The organism is Lacihabitans lacunae, assembly GCF_042649125.1.
Taxonomy (GTDB): domain Bacteria; phylum Bacteroidota; class Bacteroidia; order Cytophagales; family Spirosomataceae; genus Leadbetterella; species Leadbetterella lacunae.
Window position 1 is genome coordinate 512,889 of record NZ_JBHRYQ010000001.1, and the last position, 19,511, is coordinate 532,399.

Annotated in this window: 24 protein-coding genes; 14 read left to right on the forward strand and 10 right to left on the reverse strand. The window is 34.2% G+C overall.

The annotated features are described in order from the left end of the window. The first annotated feature begins 16 nt into the window (after positions 1–16). Positions 17–238, forward strand: coding sequence for a PspC domain-containing protein (locus ACFOOI_RS02095; protein ID WP_379834482.1), 222 nt, complete (start codon positions 17–19; stop codon positions 236–238). Here the strand turns inward: ACFOOI_RS02095 and ACFOOI_RS02100 are convergent, their stop codons facing one another. After that, positions 239–1,453 carry an NADH-quinone oxidoreductase subunit D gene (locus tag ACFOOI_RS02100; protein ID WP_379834485.1) on the reverse strand — a complete coding sequence of 405 codons (1,215 nt, stop codon included), beginning with the start codon at positions 1,451–1,453 and terminating at the stop codon, positions 239–241. It abuts the gene before it with no gap. Between the two features lie 63 nt (positions 1,454–1,516). On the opposite strand from ACFOOI_RS02100, the gene ACFOOI_RS02105 reads away from it, so the two are divergent. The 9 genes from ACFOOI_RS02105 to tnpA all read left to right on the forward strand — a co-directional run bounded on the left by ACFOOI_RS02105 (position 1,517) and on the right by tnpA (position 8,405). Continuing rightward, complete coding sequence (locus ACFOOI_RS02105) at positions 1,517–2,080, forward strand: hypothetical protein (protein WP_379834487.1); 564 nt, start codon at positions 1,517–1,519, stop codon at positions 2,078–2,080. Between the two features lie 69 nt (positions 2,081–2,149). Continuing rightward, positions 2,150–2,962, forward strand: coding sequence for a serine O-acetyltransferase EpsC (gene epsC, locus ACFOOI_RS02110; protein ID WP_379834490.1), 813 nt, complete (start codon positions 2,150–2,152; stop codon positions 2,960–2,962). Between the two features lie 3 nt (positions 2,963–2,965). After that, complete coding sequence (locus ACFOOI_RS02115) at positions 2,966–3,724, forward strand: class I SAM-dependent methyltransferase (protein WP_379834493.1); 759 nt, start codon at positions 2,966–2,968, stop codon at positions 3,722–3,724. An 81-nt stretch (positions 3,725–3,805) separates the two neighbouring features. Continuing rightward, entirely contained in the window at positions 3,806–5,311 is a 1,506-nt protein-coding gene (gltX, locus tag ACFOOI_RS02120; RefSeq protein ID WP_379834496.1) for a glutamate--tRNA ligase, read from the forward strand. A gap of 22 nt (positions 5,312–5,333) precedes the next feature. Further along, positions 5,334–6,065: a tyrosine-protein phosphatase gene (locus ACFOOI_RS02125; protein ID WP_379834499.1), complete on the forward strand. Its 732-nt coding sequence runs from the start codon at positions 5,334–5,336 to the stop codon at positions 6,063–6,065. 55 nt (positions 6,066–6,120) lie between these two features. Next, positions 6,121–7,011 (forward strand): hypothetical protein, encoded by an 891-nt coding sequence (locus ACFOOI_RS02130; protein ID WP_379834502.1) that lies wholly within the window; start codon positions 6,121–6,123, stop codon positions 7,009–7,011. A 179-nt stretch (positions 7,012–7,190) separates the two neighbouring features. Continuing rightward, positions 7,191–7,598 (forward strand): hypothetical protein, encoded by a 408-nt coding sequence (locus ACFOOI_RS02135; RefSeq protein WP_379834505.1) that lies wholly within the window; start codon positions 7,191–7,193, stop codon positions 7,596–7,598. Positions 7,599–7,898: 300 nt separating this feature from the next. Further along, the gene (locus ACFOOI_RS02140; RefSeq protein ID WP_379834508.1) at positions 7,899–8,102 is read left to right on the forward strand and encodes a transposase; all 204 of its coding nucleotides are present in this window, start codon (positions 7,899–7,901) and stop codon (positions 8,100–8,102) included. Positions 8,103–8,141: 39 nt separating this feature from the next. After that, complete coding sequence (gene tnpA / locus ACFOOI_RS02145; RefSeq protein ID WP_379834511.1) at positions 8,142–8,405, forward strand: IS66 family insertion sequence element accessory protein TnpA; 264 nt, start codon at positions 8,142–8,144, stop codon at positions 8,403–8,405. On the opposite strand, the gene ACFOOI_RS02150 is transcribed toward tnpA, so the two are convergent. After that, positions 8,402–8,539 (reverse strand): hypothetical protein, encoded by a 138-nt coding sequence (locus tag ACFOOI_RS02150; RefSeq protein WP_379834514.1) that lies wholly within the window; start codon positions 8,537–8,539, stop codon positions 8,402–8,404. The genes tnpA and ACFOOI_RS02150 overlap by 4 nt on opposite strands. Positions 8,540–9,184: 645 nt before the next feature. Between ACFOOI_RS02150 and ACFOOI_RS02155 the strand changes: the two genes are divergently transcribed. The 4 genes from ACFOOI_RS02155 (at position 9,185) to ACFOOI_RS02170 (ending at position 10,760) form a co-directional block, all read left to right on the forward strand. Further along, positions 9,185–9,394 carry a hypothetical protein gene (locus ACFOOI_RS02155; RefSeq protein ID WP_379834517.1) on the forward strand — a complete coding sequence of 70 codons (210 nt, stop codon included), beginning with the start codon at positions 9,185–9,187 and terminating at the stop codon, positions 9,392–9,394. 159 nt (positions 9,395–9,553) lie between these two features. Then, positions 9,554–9,724, forward strand: coding sequence for an IS66 family transposase (locus ACFOOI_RS02160; RefSeq protein ID WP_379840167.1), 171 nt, complete (start codon positions 9,554–9,556; stop codon positions 9,722–9,724). A gap of 178 nt (positions 9,725–9,902) precedes the next feature. Beyond that, positions 9,903–10,385, forward strand: a complete 483-nt coding sequence (locus ACFOOI_RS02165) for an IS66 family transposase (protein ID WP_379834520.1) — start codon at positions 9,903–9,905, stop codon at positions 10,383–10,385. 186 nt (positions 10,386–10,571) lie between these two features. Continuing rightward, the gene (locus ACFOOI_RS02170; protein WP_379834522.1) at positions 10,572–10,760 is read left to right on the forward strand and encodes a hypothetical protein; all 189 of its coding nucleotides are present in this window, start codon (positions 10,572–10,574) and stop codon (positions 10,758–10,760) included. Positions 10,761–11,071: 311 nt separating this feature from the next. Here ACFOOI_RS02170 and ACFOOI_RS02175 read toward each other — a convergent pair whose 3' ends face one another. From ACFOOI_RS02175 to ACFOOI_RS02210, 8 genes are all read right to left on the reverse strand, one after another. Beyond that, positions 11,072–11,761, reverse strand: a complete 690-nt coding sequence (locus tag ACFOOI_RS02175; protein WP_379834525.1) for a geranylgeranylglyceryl/heptaprenylglyceryl phosphate synthase — start codon at positions 11,759–11,761, stop codon at positions 11,072–11,074. A 4-nt stretch (positions 11,762–11,765) separates the two neighbouring features. Further along, a complete protein-coding gene (locus ACFOOI_RS02180; protein ID WP_379834527.1) occupies positions 11,766–13,154 on the reverse strand; it encodes an undecaprenyl-phosphate glucose phosphotransferase in 1,389 nt (462 codons plus the stop codon). 12 nt (positions 13,155–13,166) lie between these two features. Beyond that, positions 13,167–14,744, reverse strand: coding sequence for a hypothetical protein (locus tag ACFOOI_RS02185; RefSeq protein WP_379834529.1), 1,578 nt, complete (start codon positions 14,742–14,744; stop codon positions 13,167–13,169). 18 nt (positions 14,745–14,762) lie between these two features. Continuing rightward, positions 14,763–15,452, reverse strand: a complete 690-nt coding sequence (locus tag ACFOOI_RS02190) for a hypothetical protein (protein WP_379834532.1) — start codon at positions 15,450–15,452, stop codon at positions 14,763–14,765. A gap of 186 nt (positions 15,453–15,638) precedes the next feature. Next, positions 15,639–16,427, reverse strand: coding sequence for a lysophospholipid acyltransferase family protein (locus ACFOOI_RS02195; protein WP_379834535.1), 789 nt, complete (start codon positions 16,425–16,427; stop codon positions 15,639–15,641). Beyond that, entirely contained in the window at positions 16,424–16,798 is a 375-nt protein-coding gene (locus ACFOOI_RS02200; RefSeq protein ID WP_379834538.1) for a VanZ family protein, read from the reverse strand. Before ACFOOI_RS02200 ends, ACFOOI_RS02195 begins: the two co-directional genes overlap by 4 nt. A gap of 225 nt (positions 16,799–17,023) precedes the next feature. Beyond that, positions 17,024–18,637: an astroprincin family protein gene (locus ACFOOI_RS02205; protein ID WP_379834540.1), complete on the reverse strand. Its 1,614-nt coding sequence runs from the start codon at positions 18,635–18,637 to the stop codon at positions 17,024–17,026. A gap of 48 nt (positions 18,638–18,685) precedes the next feature. Beyond that, on the reverse strand, positions 18,686–19,345 hold the full coding sequence (locus ACFOOI_RS02210; RefSeq protein WP_379834542.1) for a hypothetical protein: 660 nt from the start codon (positions 19,343–19,345) through the stop codon (positions 18,686–18,688). Positions 19,346–19,511: the final 166 nt, after the last annotated feature.

The following is a 19,511-nucleotide window of genomic DNA, read 5'->3' on the forward strand; positions in this document are numbered from 1 at the left end:
AATAAATCCAAATTCTATGAATAAGTTCAAATATTTACTCGAAAGCAATATGTTTGGTGTTTGCTCAAGACTAGGAGAGAAACTCAATTTTTCTACTGGAAGCGTGCGTAAATACTTCATTTATGCCTCATTTTTTACCTTAGGTTCACCAGTTTTAATCTACATGATCATGGCCTTTTGGATGGAAATGAGAAGACACATTCGCCGCAACCAAAACCCAAGTGTTTGGGAATTTTGATTATCGGTCTACTTCGCCCATTACAAAATCCAATGAACCTATAATGGCTATCAAATCTGCAAGCATCATTCCTCGCGAGAGCTCAGGAAGCACCGAAAGGTTGTGAAACGAACATGCCCTACACTTTAATCGTACCGGAATATCTGACCTACCGTCGGTTCTGAAAAAGAATCCCAGCTCACCTTTTGAATTTTCAGCTCTCGCATAAAAATCCATTTTTTGTGGGCGTATTTTTTTAGGTACAAATACCTGAGGGTCAAAGTCTCGTGTGCGTTTGTGGTCTTTGTTGAGTTTTTCGAGGCATTGCTCAATAATCTTTAGCGATTCCCAGCACTCCTGCACCCGCACATTGTTCCGATCCCAGCAGTCGCCCACTTTTCCTACAGTTCCTTGTCCTACCGGAATATCAAAATCCAACTCGGGATAAACCGAATATCCATCTACTCTTCTTAAGTCATGTTTTAATCCCGAACCTCTCAAAACAGGGCCTGTGCATCCGTAGTTTATGGCTAAGTCTAGATTTAATACCCCGACGTTTGCCGTTCTTTGGATAAAAATGTGGTTGTCAATTACAATCTGCTGCAGTTCCACCAATTTGGGTTTGAGGTAGGCCACAAACTCCCCGCATTTTTCTTCAAAACCAATAGGTAAATCATAAAATAGGCCACCTATCCAAATATAGTTATAAAGCATACGAGCCCCTGAAACCCATTCCAGCATACGCAAAATAGTTTCGCGGTCGCGGTTAAGCCAAAGAAAAGGTGTAGAAGCTCCAATGTCAAGAGCGTAAGTGCCAATTGCAATAAAATGAGAGGCAATTCGATTAAGTTCTGCTACCAACACACGAATATATTCTATACGCTTTGGAAGGGTATTTTCTATACCGAGCATTTTCTCTACGCCCATCACATAAGCATGCTCATTGTTCATAGAGGCTACGTAATCAAGGCGATCAACGAAAGGTATAATTTGATTGAAAGGGAGATTTTCGGCGTGCTTTTCAAAGCATCTGTGCAAATATCCCAGGTGAGGAACCAGGTCTTTGATAAGCTCTCCATCCGAAATAACTTCCAAACGCAATACGCCGTGGGTAGACGGGTGCTGCGGTCCCAAGTTGAGAAGCATCTCCTCATTTTTGAGATTTTCAACTTTAAATTTCGTCGGGTCCGATTCCCTAAGGTTTTCGGGTTTATATTTGTACTGAATATTTTGCATCGTTTCTTTTTCTGATTCAAAAATAAGCACAAAAAATTAAGATACTTTACGGACATACAAAAAATGCACGATATAGAACCGTTTTATAATTGGCAGCGATATTATGAGGGGTACAAAGACCCCAAAAATCCGTTTTTTGATAAAGAGATTGGTAGCGTTTATACCAATACTGTTTATGGGTATTACATAGACCCAAATTGGGACGAGATAGGCTCTGAGACCTTGTATTTAAAAATTTTGATGATAAATTATCAAAAAAAATATGCGGTCATAGAGCTTTTTGGCGAATGGAATGACACCCTCCATAACGACATTATGTATTTTAAAAGGTACGTAATAGATCATTTAATCAAAAATGGAATAAAATATTTCATACTTTTGGGTGATAATATTTTCCAGTTTCACGGAGGAGAAACCGATTATTACGAAGAGTGGTTTGAAGATGTAGAAGACGGATGGATAGCGGCAGTAAATCTTCGTGCTTTTATAATGGAAGAGCTCACCAAGTATCGTTTAGACTATTATTTAAACTATGGGGGTACTTTACAAATGGAAAATTGGCGAACGCTAAAGCCTGATTTATTTTTTGAACTGATAGAGAAACTCATTCAAAGAAGGCTTACGTGAACCATAAAGCCTTATTTTGGTTTATTATTTTAACAAAAAAAAAGAATTTTATAAAACATATATATAGAAATGGATAAGAAATTTTTGGAGCATATATTTTTAAAACATCAAAATACAGAAGCTGTTCCGCAGACCAAAGAGATTGCAGATTGGGCAATAAAGCTTATTCGCTTATTGTTTCCTGAGCAAGCCAAAGATTTTTTTAGAAGTGTTGACGAGATAGAAGGGGAGTTTTGGAACTTAGGAAACGAGCTGAAGTTTATATTAAACGCTACCGATCGCTGCAAAGATTGTGATTTGGAGCAAAAGACAAAGTCATTTACGGAAGCCATACCGGAATTGTTTCGAATACTAAACACAGACGTGGAAGCCATCATGAAAGGTGACCCCGCAGCCAAGTCTGAGTTTGAAATCATCAGAGCCTATCCGGGTTTTTATGCCATTTCATTTTACAGAGTGGCCCATATGTTGCATCAATTAGAAATCAATTTGATTCCGAGAATTTTAACCGAATTTGCACACTCAAGGACAGGAATCGACATTCATCCCGGGGCCAAAATTGACGAGTATTTCTTCATCGACCATGGAACAGGAGTGGTAATAGGGGAGACTTGTCACATCGGTAAAAATGTAAAAATTTATCAAGGTGTTACTTTGGGAGCCTTGAGTGTTGACAAAGATTTAGCCAATACCAAAAGACATCCAACGGTAGAAGACAACGTGGTGATTTATTCGGGAGCGACGATTTTAGGTGGTGAAACTACGATTGGTACCAATAGTATAATAGGGGGTAACGTTTGGTTGACCAAGTCAGTACCTGCCAACTCTACAGTGTATCACAGACCCGAAATTAAAGTGGTAGAAAACGAAGCGACACACTAATCTATGCTGATAAACAGGGCAGAATACGAAGCGATGTATCAGGTGGAAGAGCAGCTTTGGTGGTACAAAATACTGCACGAACGCGTTTATGAGGCCATTAAAGCTGAATTTGGTGAAAAAACTGATATCAAAATATTGGATGCAGGTTGCGGAACGGGTGGCATGCTTTCGTTTTTAGCTGCCAAAGGGTATAAGCAAATACAAGGCTTTGACTTTAATGATGCGGCAGTTGAGTTTTCTAAAAGCAGAGGGCTACATGTTAGTCAAGCCTCTATTTTAGAGCTTAAGGGTATGTTTGAAACGGGTAGTTTTGATGTCGTTATTTGCAATGACGTGTTGTATCAATTTGAGGTTGAGGAAATTAAAAAGGCATTACTAGATATTTTAAGTTTACTAAAACCTAACGGGAAGTTCATTAGCAATAACAATGCTTTTGAGGCATTCAGAGGTACGCACGATATTGCTGTAGGAAGCAAAAAGAGGTTTGTACTCGCTGATTTTAAAAAATATTTAGGTGCCCAAAAAATAGTCAAAGCTACCTATTGGTCTTTTTTCATTTCGCCCTTGATTTTCTTGGTGCGTTTTGTCCAAAGGCTTCAATTGCGATTTGGGAAGGTGAACTTAGCTGAAATCAAATCAGATGTTTCCTTGCCTTCTCCGTTTTTAAATTCATTTTTTTATCGATTGGTAAAATTTGAAAGTAGGCTTTCATCCAATTTTCCATTTGGTAGTTCGCTTTTTTTGATAATATCTAAAAACTAACAGACACTTAAAGGGCCGTAAGTTTCCTTTCTAAGGCAATTTTGCTAATTTTGCATCCCTTTTAAAAATACAAATATTTATATGAGCGTTAGAGTAAGATTTGCTCCTAGTCCAACCGGACCTTTACATATTGGTGGCGTTAGAACCGCCCTATACAACTACCTTTTTGCAAAAAAAATGGGTGGCAAAATGTTGCTACGTATCGAAGATACAGACCAGACACGCTATGTGGCAGGTGCTGAAGATTATATCCGTGAGGCTTTGGATTGGGTTGGAATAAAGATTGACGAAGGTGTGCTTGAAGGAGGACCTTTTGCTCCATACAAGCAATCAGAAAGAAAAGAGATATACAAAAAATATGCCCAGCAATTGATTGATTCGGGCAAAGCATATTATGCGTTTGATACTGCAGAAGAGTTAGATTTATTGAGAAAAACTTTGGAAGAAGCCAAAGTAGACAACATTTCATACAATGCGGTTACACGTATGCAAATGAAAAACTCACTAACACTTTCGGAAGAAGAAGTAGCTCAAAAATTAGCTTCAGGTGAGCCTCACGTGATTCGCTTAAAAGTGCCTTTGAAAGAAGAAATAAGATTCAAAGACCTTGTGAGAGACTGGGTGGCGGTACATGCATCTACCATTGACGACAAGGTTTTGATGAAATCAGACGGAATGCCCACTTATCACTTGGCCAATATCGTGGATGATCATTTGATGGAAATTACGCATGTGATTCGTGGGGAAGAGTGGTTGCCGTCTGCTCCGCTACATATTTTACTTTATAGAGCGTTTGGGTGGGAAGCCCCACAGTTTGCTCATTTGCCCTTATTGCTTAAGCCAGAAGGAAACGGAAAACTAAGTAAGCGAGATGGCTTATTGGGTGATTTTCCGGTATTTCCTTTAGAATGGAAAGATCCGGCTACAGCCGAGATTTCAAGAGGATTTAGAGAAGATGGTTATTTCCCTGAAGCGGTGCTTAACTTTTTGGCACTTTTGGGCTGGAACCCAGGCACAGAGCAAGAGATAATGTCTATCGACGAGCTTTCGGCGGCTTTTTCATTGGAAAGCATACATAAAGCAGGAGCGAGATTTGATGTAAATAAGGCCAAATGGTTTAATCAGAGTTATTTAAGAGCCAAAAATGACGAAACTTTAGCTGCTTTAATCGCAGATAAATTGCCTACTGGATTTGATGGCGTGAAAGTTGCTAAGTTGATGAAAGAGCGTGTAACTTTTGTAAGCGAATTGGTGTCTGAAGTACCGTATTTGTTTGAAGAGCCAAGTGTGTACGACGAAGAGGTTGCCACAAAAAAATGGGATGATTTGGCTAAAAAAGCGATGCCTTTAGTAGCAGATGCTTTGGGTAAGATGTCATCAGCGGATTTTGAAAGTGCCGCCATTCACGATGCTATCTTTGCAGCTTTAGAAGCAGCCGAAATAAAGCCAGGTAAAGTAATGCAAGCCTTGCGACTAGCCGTAACAGGTGATGGCAAAGGCCCTGACTTGATGTTGGTTATGGAGATTTTAGGCCAAGCCTCAACCATAAAAAGAATAAACCAAGCCCTTGAGGTTTTGGGTAAATAAATTAAAATAAAAGAGAGCGTGTATGTTTAGTTTTTTTTCTAAAAAGAATCCAACCGAAAATGCATTTGCGTTTTTAGGAACTGACATGCACGCTCATTTGGTGCCTGGCGTTGATGACGGCAGCGACAGTATAGAAACTTCTTTGAAGTTAATAGCCGGTTTGGAGCATTTGGGTTTCAAAAAGCTCATTATCACACCACACATCTACGAAACTTTTTATAAAAATTCTGAAAAAACACTCCGAAAGCCTTTTGATGAAATGAGTTCGGCACTTGCTACGCAAAGCAAAGTAGAAACTTTTTTGTCTGCCGAATATTTTGTAGATGAAGCCTTTGAGAAATTAGTAGCAAATGCAGCATTAATTCCGTTTCCTTCTAAGCATATTTTAGTAGAAATTTCTTTTGTAGGTTACAATCCACGCCTAGAACAAATCGTTTTTGATTTGGTAACCTTGGGTTACACGCCTATTTTGGCCCACCCTGAGCGTTATTTGTACTTGAGTAAAAGTCTTAAGACTTTCCAAAAGTTAAAAGACATGGGCTGCGAAATGCAATGCAACATCAACTCGTTAGGAGGATATTATGGCAAGGCTTCCGAAGAGATGGGCTGGGGGCTAATTGCGGCCGGTCTAGTAAATTATTTGGGCACGGATATGCACCATACCAAGCATTTGGAGTTTTTAAGTAATATGGCTTCTCAAAAGAAAATAATGGATAAATTAAAACGTTTTTATTGGAAGAACTCCCAACTTTAATAAAGTGAAAACACTGTGTTTGCTGCGTATTTATTATAATTAAAATCTAAAAATATTGAATACATTATTTCGGATATCTTTTTTTTTGATAATTTCTACTTCCGCTTATTCACAATTTCGGTTTCCTCAAAGAACTTATTTCTCAATTGGAGGTGGGTCTTCCGCCTATTTTGGTGACCTTTCTCCTTATAGAAGTCCTTTGAGAGGAATTGCTAAAACATTAGATAGGAATATCCAGATTGAGTTTGGACAAGATATAGTGGAACGTTGGTCTCACTCTTACAGGCTTTCTTTTATTCAATTAAGAGGGGATGATTTTTCTTATGGTAAAAATCAGCAGAACCTTGTTCGAAACTTACATTTTAAAAATAATATAATTGAGGCTTCATTTTTACAAAATTTAATGCTATCTCCATATTATGATCTCTACAACAGAGAAAGGCCAAATTTCATTCCTTATCTATCAATTGGTGTTGGTTTAATATATCATTCTCCAAAAGCAAAAACACCAGTAAACAATGGGAATGATATAAATCAAGAATGGGTTAGTCTATCTAAATTAGGTGTTGCTGGCAAAAAATATTTTCCTATAATGCCAGTTTTACCTTTAGCAATTGGCTTTAGAAAGAAGCTATCACACAATATTGATTTTAAATTTGATTTAAATTTCCGAATTACTTCAACAGATTATTTAGATGATGTCTCTGACGAGCCATATTTAAGTCGAAATAGTTTTAATTCTGATTTAGCATATCAATTGCATAATCGATCTAATGAGGAAACTGAAGCTCTAAATTTAAATTCAAGAACTGAAATTTTAACTGAAAATAAATCGAGTATTCCAGTCAAAGGTAGCAGAGGGACAAAGGGAGTTGTTTCATTTATGGATAGTTACTTAACCTCTAGTTTTAGTTTTCAATTTTGGCTAGACCGTAGAATACGTTAATTGTAAAAAAACAAGATTGTTTTCGGCTCTGACTCACATACTTTTTTGTTTTTTGCTGCCTTATTTCCTTTTTTCTCAGTTACATATAAGTTTTTTTTATTAAAGCCGTCTAATAAAAAAAAACTAATCTACTTGGATTTTTACAAGGTTAATTACTATATTGTATTAAAATTTAAGCTATGAAAAAAATATTTACCTTCGGATTAGTTTCCATATTGTTTGGGTGTCAAAACCTCCCTACTTTGACATTTGACATGTCTAATGAAGTTATTTTTGATTTAAATAAAACTGGTTTTGTTTATTCAGGTTTTAAGACAATGGATCCTACATCAAATGATGATTTTGAAAAAAATATTAATAAAATTAACAGCATTGAAGTGACTCGACTCACGTATACAATTACGGACTTCGCTGGAAAAGATACTCAAATTGCAAATGCCAATTTTAATGTAACAAATAGCCAAGGTAATAATAGTGTAAATTTTGGGTCATTTTCAAATTTAAATATAAAAGAGAAACAAAATGTTGAAATGGACCTGCCATTTGAAGCCAGTGCCTCACAGCTAATATCGAAAGTTTTAAGTTAGTTGCACCCAATACAGTTATCATAAATTATATTGGTAGTACCAATGAGTCTCCAGTAAACTTTAAAGTTAAACTAAAAGTCTACTTTAAAATCAAAGCGAGAATAATAGGTAAAACTGAAGATATTTAAGATCTCTTTTGGTTAAGTAAAAAGAGTAAATACAGAGATGTATTATTTATGGGGAAAGCAAAAAAAACGGAGACTTTGTCCCCGTTTTTTTTTTGTGAATCAGGCATGACTATAATGGGCCCCAAAATTTAGACAGGTACAATAATTGAAATCACCTTTTAAATTTAGGAATATGAGCAAGCAAAACAAACGAAGAAATTTTGATGGCAACTTTAAAGCGAATGTTGCACTAGAAGCCATCGAGGAGAAAATGACTTTGTCAGACCTGGCCGTAAAGCATGATATTTTTACCACCCAGATTACTGATTGGAAGAAAGAATTTCTTGCTAATGCCGGAAGTAAATTGTTTCCCCCCGACCAACCCCATCTTGTATAGTAACTAAACCTGCCAGAGCTTTGTCTTTAAATCAATATTATGGAAAATTGGAAGCAAATATTAAAGGATTTAAAACGGAGTGGGCAGAGTATTGCGGACTATTGTCGTGAGCACGGACATCGAACACATATAATTCTCTACTGGAAACAAAAACAAGGACAATTTCAGGGAAAGCAATCAGGATTTATTGAAGTCAAAAGTCAGACAGATTCGCCTATTGAAATAGTTTATCCAAACGGCGTTCGAATACGACTTGGAGCTGGTTGTAAAGTTACTGATATCAAAGCTTTACTTGATGTTTAGTCTTGGGTATGAGCATAGGTGTTTTCTATCCAAATGAGCTTGCGACATGCGAAAAGGTTTTGATGGTTTGGCTGGATTTGGTCAGTAATGAACTTGGTCGCAGCCTTACAGTCGGTTCTGTGTTTATTAATCATCCCAAGACTCAGATGAAGCTTCTTTATTAGGAATCTTGCGGACTTATGCTTTACCAGAAACGCCTTGAATCAGGAAAGTTTAATCTACTAAAAAATACGGAAATGGAAGGGCAGTTGAGTTGGCCTATGTTGTTCAAGAGGATGGAAGGATTCCAATATTTCGGTATCAAAAAACACCGAAGATTTCCTTTGAAAAATGCCTAATTAAAGTGTTCTTTTTTATAGTCAAATGGGACCTTTTTTGTTTTTTTATTTACTTAAAAAACAGCAAAAAAAGTGCTTTCTGAAAAGGATTAACAAGCAATTTTAGAAGAGAATATTAAGCAAAAAAAGCTTGTAGAAAAGCAGGAGATGGCCATATCGGAAAACATGGCAATTCTTTCAGAAAAAGATGCAATTCTTATCAAACAAGAAGCAGAGTTTTCCAAGCAAGAAGTAGAGATAACTCAACTAAAATCTTTGATTTAGCGACTACAAAGTATGGTTTAAAGGCAAAAGAAAGAACGCTTTTTGAATGGTGAGAATCAGTTCAATCTTTTCGAACTCATTCATGAATAAAAACGAGAAGAGTATGAAGAAAAGACGGTAGAGCAAATAAAAATTACCAATACGAAGGAGAAAAAGGCACAGCCTGGAAGAACCAAATTGGCTGAAAACTTTGAAGTGGTAAAGATTACTTTGGAGCTAGAAGGAGATTTAAGTGAAATGAAATTCTTCGGTGACAAAGTGTGCGAAGAGTTGGGCTACCAACCAGAAAAGTTTTTCCTTCATCGCATCATCCTCAAAAAATACGCACCGGAATCAAGTGAATGCAGCATCATGATTGCTAAACTTCCGAATCGAATCATTTACTAGGGAATTCCTTCAGATACATTATTGATTCAAATACTAATCAAATACATCGTCCACCTGCCATTATACCGTATCCTTCAGCGTTTTGCAAGAAGTGGCATCTTTACACTGGAAGTTACTCTAGATGTTTACGTGAAAACTTGTATGGAACGATTTTAAATCCTGTTCGATTATCAAGCCTCACTTCTCAAACAGAGCCATTACTTTCATATCGATGAAACCATGCTGAAAATTGAAGATCCCACACTTAAGGGAAAAACACACCTGGGTTATTATTGGGTCTATCATTTGCGGATAGACCACCAAGTCCTCTTTGAATACCAACCAAGCTGAGGAGGTAAATACGTATGGCAAAGCCTAAAAGATTTTTAGGGCTACCTTCAAACCTATGGCTACGCAGGTTATACTGCCATTGCTTCTCGTAAAGATATCATCGTGTGTGTGTTAGGCACATATTCGCCGGAAGTTTATGGAGGCTGAAAGTAATGATTCGAAAAGTGTATAAAAAGCCTTGCTCTATACGCTAGCTTTGTACTTATTAGAAAGACAATTCAAAGAAGAATACCTTTTGGCTGAACGAATCAAGGAAAAACGCTTGGAGAAATCCCTGCCCATTCTCAATGAAATAGGTAAGTGGTTCGCAGAAGAAAATAAAAAGTTGCTGCCCAAAAGTACCAAAGACAAAGCCTTAAATTACGTCATCCAACGATGGGACAAAATGTACAATTACCTACGCGATGGGAATATTCAAATCAACAATAACCTGATCGATAAGGCCATCAGGCCCATCGCCATTGGTCGTAAGAATTATCTCTTTGCTGGGAGTTATGAATCCACTGGCAGATCAGCAATGATTTACACCTTCTTTGCAAATTGCAAAAGGCACAATGTCGACTCAGCACAATGGTTTAAAAAAGTACTACCCAATATCCTAGATATTAAAGTAAGCCGGGTCAAAACACTTCTCCCTTCAAACTTCAATACAAACCAATAGTGCGGTTGCTTGGGGGGATACGATTAATAGGGGGTCAAATCACACAAGTATTGACGATTTTAGACATATATTCAAGATGGCAATTAGGACAACAAATAGTAAATTCAATTAAATCAGAAGGTGTAATTAACCTATTCGTACAAGTCTTTAATACTTATCCTAAGCCTCAAAAATTTGTAATCAGAAATGACGACGTATCGCACGGTGGCGACTTTTCACATTGAAGTAAAAGTTGTACAAGAGTACTTAAGAAAAAAGTGGGTAATTCAGCAGTTTACCAAACCTGCAACACCAGAACAAAATGCTCATATTGAGTCTTATTATTCAATTATGGAAATTGGACCGCTAATGCGTAGCTGTTTGTCAGAGATTTGATTTTGAAAATTTAGGAGATTTTAAACAAGCAATGAGAATACGGAAGAAATATATAATTTCGAAAGAATTCATGGCGGAATAGGCTTAAAAAACAAGTAAATTACCAATCAATTTGAGTCAAAAATTACCCAATACAGGAAAAATAAATTAATTATCGTGTACAAATAATTGTGGTTAAGACAGCTAATCGTTTAACAAATCACATGTACTAAAAGTTTTGTGTCGTGAAAGTTCGACAAAATTAGTCTTAATATAGAAATTGTATAATATTGTATTGAATTCGATTTGTTCTTAACTCGAAATTTCATTTACTATTTACTTGCAGCTATAAAATCCATATACAAACTGGGATTCTTTTCCAAAATATTTCCAACTACGCAAACGTCTGCACCAGCTTCATAAAGATTAAATAATGTTTCTGGTGTACGTATGCCACCACCTACTATAATAGGAATTTCTAAGTGATCTTTAAGTAGCTTTATCATTTCTGGATTTACGTGTTTGGGGGCACCACTTCCACAGTCGAGGTATATATATTTCATGCCCAACATTTGAGCTGCTAAAGCAGTTGCCAAGGCAATATCTGATTTCTGATAAGGAATAGGGTTTGAATTACTTATGTATGATGCAGAAGTTGCCTCACCACCATCTATTAGCATATAGGCGGTTGGAAGTATTTTAAGTTTTGATTTTCTTAACATAGGTGCCGCTATTACGTGTTTTCCTATTAAATATTCAGGGTTCCTACCTGATACCAATGATAAAAATAAAAGAGCATCAGCGTTTTCTGTAAGATGTGATGGATCAGCGGGGAAAAGTACGAGGGGTACAGAACACTGTTTTTTTATTGAGATACAAATTTGGCTTTGACGATGCATACTTACAAAACTACCTCCAATGAAGAAATAATCTGGAAGTGCTTTTTCTAAAAGAAAATTACTTGGCTCCGCTTTATCGGGATCAAGAAGTATGGCTAGGTGGCGTTTATTTTTGACAAACATATTTTTAATAAGCGTTTTCTTCTCCTTTTATGGCATTATAAACTGTTATTATAACTATTTTGATATCTAACCAAAATGTCCAATTTTCAATATACCAAATATCTAAATCTACTCTTTTTTGCATCATGTCATTAGTTTTAGTTTCTCCCCTAAACCCATTCACTTGAGCCCAACCTGTAATTCCTGGTTTGACCCAGTGACGAATCATGTATTTATCTATAACATTAAATGTTCTTAAATTGTGCTCATGTGCATGTGGTCTTGGCCCCACAACTGACATATTATTTAATAATACGTTTATAAATTGCGGAAGTTCGTCTATACTTGATTTTCTTAGAAATGCTCCTAGTTTTGTTATCCTTGGATCATTTTCTTTCGCTTGATTAAATTTTCCATTTTCAGTTACGTCTTTACTTTCCATTTTCATAGATCTGAATTTTATGCACTTAAATTTTCTTCCATTTTGCCCCCACCTATCTTGCTTAAAAAAAACGGGTCCTTTAGAATCAAATTTTATTAATAATGCTATAATAGGAAATAGCCATGAAAAAAGAATTATACACAATATAATGGAAAATGTAATATCAAAAAATCGTTTTAAATACCTCCAATGTAATTCTTGTAAAGGTTCACCCCTTACTGCTATCAATGGGTACCCCGCAAATGTTTGGAGCTCAAATCTATTTTGATATAATTTGTGAAAATTTGGAACAACTTTGGTTCTAATTGCTTTTTGATCTGCATATAATATTATTTCTTTCAACATATCGTGTGAAAGCCTATCAGAGGTAATAATGAAATCGTCGATCCTTCTACGTTTGTATTTATCAAAAAAAACGTCTAATGTTCCTAAATAAGGCATGTCATTTACTTCTGTAAGATCTCGAGTTACTATGCCTTCAAGTTTATATCCGTAGTGTGGGTTGTTTAAAATTTGCTCTACTATTTTTTTTGTAATATCGTTATACCCAATAATTATTACATTTCTTGTATTACCTCCTTTGATCCTATACCAGAGCAGAGCTTTTTTTAGAATGTAACTTTTACATAATATAGAAATTGAGAAAATAGAAATATAATAGGCCAAGAATGTACGTGCAAATTCATGAGAGTTAAATAAAAAATATAATTGGCCGGCTATTATTATTTGCACTAGAACGTTCTCTAGAAGCACTAGCATTTCACCTACAAATGTTTCAGTTCTAAACTCATCGTAAGCATTACTAATTTTTGTTGATAAATACCAACCGATAATAAAGCCAGTAAAAATGAATCTATCTTGGTAGTGTATGCCTCTCTTACTTGCAATTGATGCAACTAGAAATGAAATAGTTAACAGTACTAAATCTGTAAAGAATCGTAAGTAACCAATTTTATTAAAATGCTTGAACATATATGACTTTTATTATTTGCAGTAGCCGTCAGCATTTACATCTAGCGACCAAGTTTGTTCTTTAATTTTATAATTGTTTTGTTTGTACGGCCATGTGTTTCCTCCATCAGTACTTATTCTAAAATCGTAAACATTACCTTTTTGAAGTTTGTAAGTTTTTATTTTTGGATTTTCAAATGTAAAAGTTAATAAATCCCTCCATTGGTTTTTTTCAGGTATACTTATTTGGGTTTTTATTTGGGTTTTTAATAAAGATGGGCTTATGCTTGTTCCATTCGGACATTGTAATTTTAATTCAACTTCAACTGGATTGGGAGCTGGATTTAATTTAATGTTTATTGTTTCTTTGTTTACACTGCATGCATCTTTCTGATTTGATGTAAAAATAGCTTTTTCTAAATTCCCTTGCCTAAAGTCGCTATAGTCAAATATCTGAAGTTTTATATTACCTGTGTCATCTCCGAAATAGTTTAAATTTAGAGTACTGCCATTATTTAAACCTACATATCCTGTCCGTATAATTTTATTTTCAGAATTTAATACTCTATAAAAATATGCAATATCTAAATCTGTGTAAGTTGTGTTAAATGTGAATATGGGTCCTTCATTACATATTTTTCTGGATCCACCAAAAATCCAATAACCGCTTTTATAAATGAATTTATTTACCCACCAACTCCCATCTTTTTTAAAAACAGGTACTTTTTTATTTAAATACCATTGGTTATTAGTTTCATTTAAATTAAAAACCTCTAAGCTGTCGCCTATTTTCCAAGGCAAATTATTTGTATTATTTGAATTTTCTAATAGGGCCATTTCTAATAAAAATGGCTTTACACTTTCTGATTTTATTTCCCAGTTTTGATCAATCACTTGTATATAGACCATACCAGCAAAATCTTTTACTTCTAAACTATTTTCTGTAGAAATATTTTCAGTATTATACGGTTTGATAATTCTCCCCCCTCCAGGCACAAAGCCCCTGCCGTTTCTATTAAACTGTACAACATTTAATTCAAAATTGGTGGATTGACTATTTTTCCATGTTGTTTCTTTTTGAAAAATTAATCGTGTAACAATTTGGTCTTTCTCATTTCTTTTTTCCCATATCAATGGTTTTGAATCTACAAGTAAACTATCGCCAATTGCACCATTTTGAGTTGTTTTTTTTGAAGCTATTCTAAAGGAAAAGACTAAATTATTTTTCCCAATTGCCTCAATGTTAAAGTACTTACTTGTATAAATATCCCCTCCAATTCGGCAATTAAATTTAAATGGTGAACTTTTTGATACATTAATATTTTCAGGTATGGCTAAAGTGAATTTTCCATCTTCAGATTGAATTATTTTTGGATCTCCCAAAATATTAACAATTTTTTGTTTATCTGGTCCAATTACATCAAGGTTAATGTTTGTAGGGATATTACTTAAATAATCATAGGCAAGGAATGAAAATAAACCCTCCGCAATTGGGATTTTAAAAGTTAGCGTAAAGTTTTCTAGGGGATTTTGGCAGGATAGTGTCAATGTTAAAAATATCAAGTATATGTATTGTTTGAATCTCATATTTTTTAAAGATATTTTTCGCATTTAAAATTAAATTATAAATCAATTTGAACCAAAATTAAGTTCAATGCCCACTTGAGGATAAAAACTATAATTTCTCATATTTTTTTCAATAGTTTTTATATCAGTCTTTAAATTTGTCGTTTCTAAAAAACCGGTATAATTTACATGTAAGCTTGGATGACCCATATATGTTAAACCAAGTATTCCTCTTGTATTTATTTTGCGTATTTCTTTAATTTTACCTAAATATACTCTAAAAAAAGGTTGGATGTCACTCCAATTAATTTCTAAATTAATTGGTCCAAAATCCTTTGGTTGAATTTGTAGTCCCTCAGTGATAATTCCAGTTGTACTTTCAATTCTAATCTCATTTTTATTCCAAGCTAAAAACGTAAAACCACATTCTAATTCCAACCATTTTTTCCAATTTTTGTGAGATATGCCAAAGTCTAATCCTGTTCGTTTTATTTTCGGAAAAATACTCACATAGGTATTCTTTTCTAAATCAACTCTTTTGGGTCTATTGTATCCAATATGACTAAACTGTGAATTGAAAGTAAAATTATTTTTTAATTTTATTTTTAAAGATCCAAAAATACCTACTGATGATATACCCAAACCGTATGATTTATTTATTGAGCTCCAAGTTACTTTATCTTGAGCTAAAGTTTTAATTGGTATTAACAGGAGGTAAAATAGTATGATTTTAATATTGAAATTATGCATCATATACCGATAAATAAATTGGCTTTTTTTTTCTTGTCAATGTGAAAAAGTTTAGTAAGATTTGAGTGTTCTAATTATTTACTTATTACTAAAACTTGATACCCATGGAAGATAAATCAAACTATCTGGAAACTTTATTAGTAAGAGTATTTGTAATATTATCGCTATCCATTGTAGCATATTATTCATTTATCTAAACTGTCGGATTAAATTCCACCGAGAGCGAGTATTTAGGTTTGCATGTTGTTCTGCTTCTTTTCCGAGCACTTCTTGCATCATCTCAAATACTCGCTCTTTTAATTTTGATACATCAGCAATAGACATTCCACGGGTAGATAATGCGGGCAGTACAGTAACTTCACACGTATGTCGATAGATATATTTTTGTGGGAATTCTGGCAATATTCTGTGGTTTGTTTCCAATAAAAAAGGTACAATTGGTACTTGTTTTTTTATTGCCAATATAAATGCTCCATCTTCAAATGGTGCCATTAGGGGAGGACTTAAAGATCGAATGCCACCTTCTGGAGCAATAACAATAGACTGCCCATTATCTAAACATTTCATGGCTTCTAAAAGGCCTTTCTGTTTCGAAGTGTTGCTGTTACGATTTATTAAAATATGCATTTTAGTAAATATTCTACCATACAATGGAAGTTTGCCAATTTCTTCTAAACCAATGGTTTTAAATTGGTTTGGTATTATATTGTACATAGAAAAATTATCAAATGATGAAAAATGATTACCACAATATACATACCCTTTGTTTGGTTGTGGTTCAAAATACCAATCTATCCTCATTTTTATTCCAGATGCCTTAAGAAAAATTTTAACCCAAGTTCTGTGTAATTGCAAAAGTCTTTTTTGAGGATTAGTTCTAAAGGTAACAGAAAGCATAACTGGATATAAGCATAAAAAAACTATTACTGCGATACATACACACCAAGCCGTGAAAATTGCATGATTTAGATTTTTCAAAATTGAAATCTGTATTGAAAAAAACGACCTATAATATAGCCAACAAATGCTCCAATTAATGCAACAATTATATCGTAAATATCAAAATGACGTTGTGGTAAAAAAAACTGAACAAATTCTGCAGCAAAAACTAATACCAAAGAAAACCTTAGAAAAGGAAGAATTCCTGCAAAAATATTTGGAAGCAAAGGTGCTATTATCCCTAAAAGTAGGAAAGGAATTGAAGTTCTCCATATGCCGTGTTGATTAGTCCAAACGGATAACCAGTCAGGCAAAAACGCAGCTTGACTTAAATCAGGACTTGGTAGCCAACTAAAATAAAATACAGAGGTGATAAGGAGCAGGAAGACTGCAGTAGTTAAATTTTTCATGTTTAATTATAATTTTCATGTAATTTCCAAAAAGATTTTTTCGGAAATTTTAATCACTCTAGTTTAAGTATTATTCTTTGCAAAGTTTATTGGTTTTAATTTTAACCAATATTTCTAGAATTGATTTAAAGTGAAATTCAAAAAAAAGCACAAAACAGGTCTAATTTTAAAAACATCTAATTTTTACCTGTTTTGTATCTGTTTTTATTATTGTTTTATTTGAAATTATTTGCAATTGGCTACTTTATAAATGGCCTTGTATGTAATAATATCTTTACTTGCATTAAAAGAGGTAGTTGCCTCTATTCCATCAGATCCATATGGTATTGCTACTGATCCATTTCTGTTAAATTTTACATTTCCTCCTAATAGTTTATTGTCATAATACATGTATACTATGTAATTTAGGTCTTCTGTTACTTTAATATTTGCTTTACCTGCACTCATATAAAAGTATTGAGAAGTAGAGCCAGTAGGGTCAAGTAGGTATATCCATGCTGATGGTTTTAAAACTATGCTTTGATTTTGGCAAATTGCAGAAAAGTTTATTTCAGTTTCTACACTTTTTAATGGGGAACTAACAGTAATATCAATTGGTACATTTTTTACAGCACATGGATCGAATACTGCGGTACTTCCAATAGTTTTTCCCGTTTTGTCTTTTACCACCATTTTCATGTTTGTTCTTCTTGGATTTATTATAGTAGATTTACTTTTATTTCTGACATCAAAAAATGTGGATGAGATAAATATACCTTTTGAGTCATACAATTCACCCTTATATCCAGATTGGTATGTGTCTGTGTTAGAATTTGTGATGATATCCACATAATAGTTTGAACATTTTGGACCTAATCTATAAAAAAAATCTAAATTCCAGTAGCTAAGATGGCTGGCATAAAATGTAGCTATTAAATTCCCATTCAAATCCTTTGAAACTACGGCTTCTCCCTCTTGCTTCCATTTGCCTGTTTCAGTTTCATAGCTCCATGTTGGAATTCGTGTTCCTTCTTTTAAGTTTTCTCCGGTTTCGGGGTTAACGATAGAAGGTGATACTGCAACCTTAACCTCCAAAGGTTTTGAGAAGTTTTTTATTTCTTTTCCGTTGGCTTCCATATTCACAGCTACAAAGCCAGCTGTTACAAAATTAACAGCCTGCTCGTTTCCATTTGATAAAGTAACGTTTTCTTGGATAAAACCTCCAGGAAATGCTGCCATTGATTCAGGCTCAGAAGCATTAAAAACGACCACCTCTGCATTCAAATTTTTGGAATCTATAGCTTTGCCCGATGCATCACTTACTATTGTTCCCGTTTCCAATTTTAACTCTGCAACTTTAAGCTTTTCTGACTCTACAGTAATTTGACCACCACTAACCGGTACCACCACCTCTTTACAGGCTACACCTTTAGGTGGTTCAGTCAAATTTACAAGTTTAACTTCAAATTTTTTAGGCTCTGTATCTACAATTGTAAATGTTTGGGCTGTTTCTAAAAAACCAGGAGCACTTACAGATAGTGTAAAAACTACGGGGTTATTTTCAGAAGGGGTGGAACCATTTGTTAGAACTAAAGAAAGAGCATTACCTATAATTTTATAATTTTTTCCGCCAATGTCGTCAAGTAATAAGTCTTTTCCAGGTCCCGATAATTTGAAAATTACATTTGATGGTAGAATAATACTGTTAGCATTGGCATTTGTTAATTCTATTAATATCGGTGATTTGAAAAATTCATTGTTAACTACCAAATTTACGCCTTCAAATGGGTTTAACTTTTTACATGAATTTATTGTGACAATAAAAAGAAGGGATATATATAATAATATTTTATTTTTCATTTGAGTATGTTTATTTAGTTAATACTTTTTATTTTAAGTAAAGGCTAATTAAAGCTTTACCCTAACTTTTAAATTTAAAATAGGCCAATATCTCCAATCTCTAGTATTTTCTTCAATTTTTGTAAGTTCCTCAGACATATCTTTTAGCCTTTTTGAGCCTTCTAAAGTTATTTTAGGTTGAGATAAATAAATTGATCCAATATCAACTCCAAATCCTATACGTTTTTTCGGTATTGACCTTCCGATGCTTAGCATTCCGAAAGGAGCGAATGACTTACTATAGTCCATTTCAAATAGAACATCGCCAATTTCTTCACCTGTAAATGTATTTCCATTTACTTCATACGAACCTTTTGGCCCAAATCTCATAGAAAACTTATTGTCAAGTAAATAAGTAAAGCCACCTACTAAATTAATTAGTCCGTTTTCTTTAGGAGAATACGCTAATGATAAACTTGGTAAAGACATGTTTAATTTGCCTTTTAAACCAAGATCCTCTCCTCCCAGATTAAGTGTTTGATTTAAATTGTAAGCAAAAAACGCATAGGAAATACTTGCAGTCAATTTTGGTTTAAATTGATAAGTAAATCCAATTCCAGGGGTAGAACCGAGATTTAAAACTAGGGCAGATTTTGATTGATTTACTGGATTTTGTGCTTGTGTGAGAAATACACAAAATATTAAGCCAGATAGTAGGTATAATTTCATTTTCATAAGCTTTTTTTTATGAAAGTTATTACTAAATCTTTTTGATTTATTAAAACTTTGGTGACTTTTATTAAGCGGTAAACTTTATGTGAATTTTCTCTGAAAAAAAAATATTTTTTTTAGTAAATCTCTTTTTTAACATTAAAAAATTACTGTCAAACGGGTA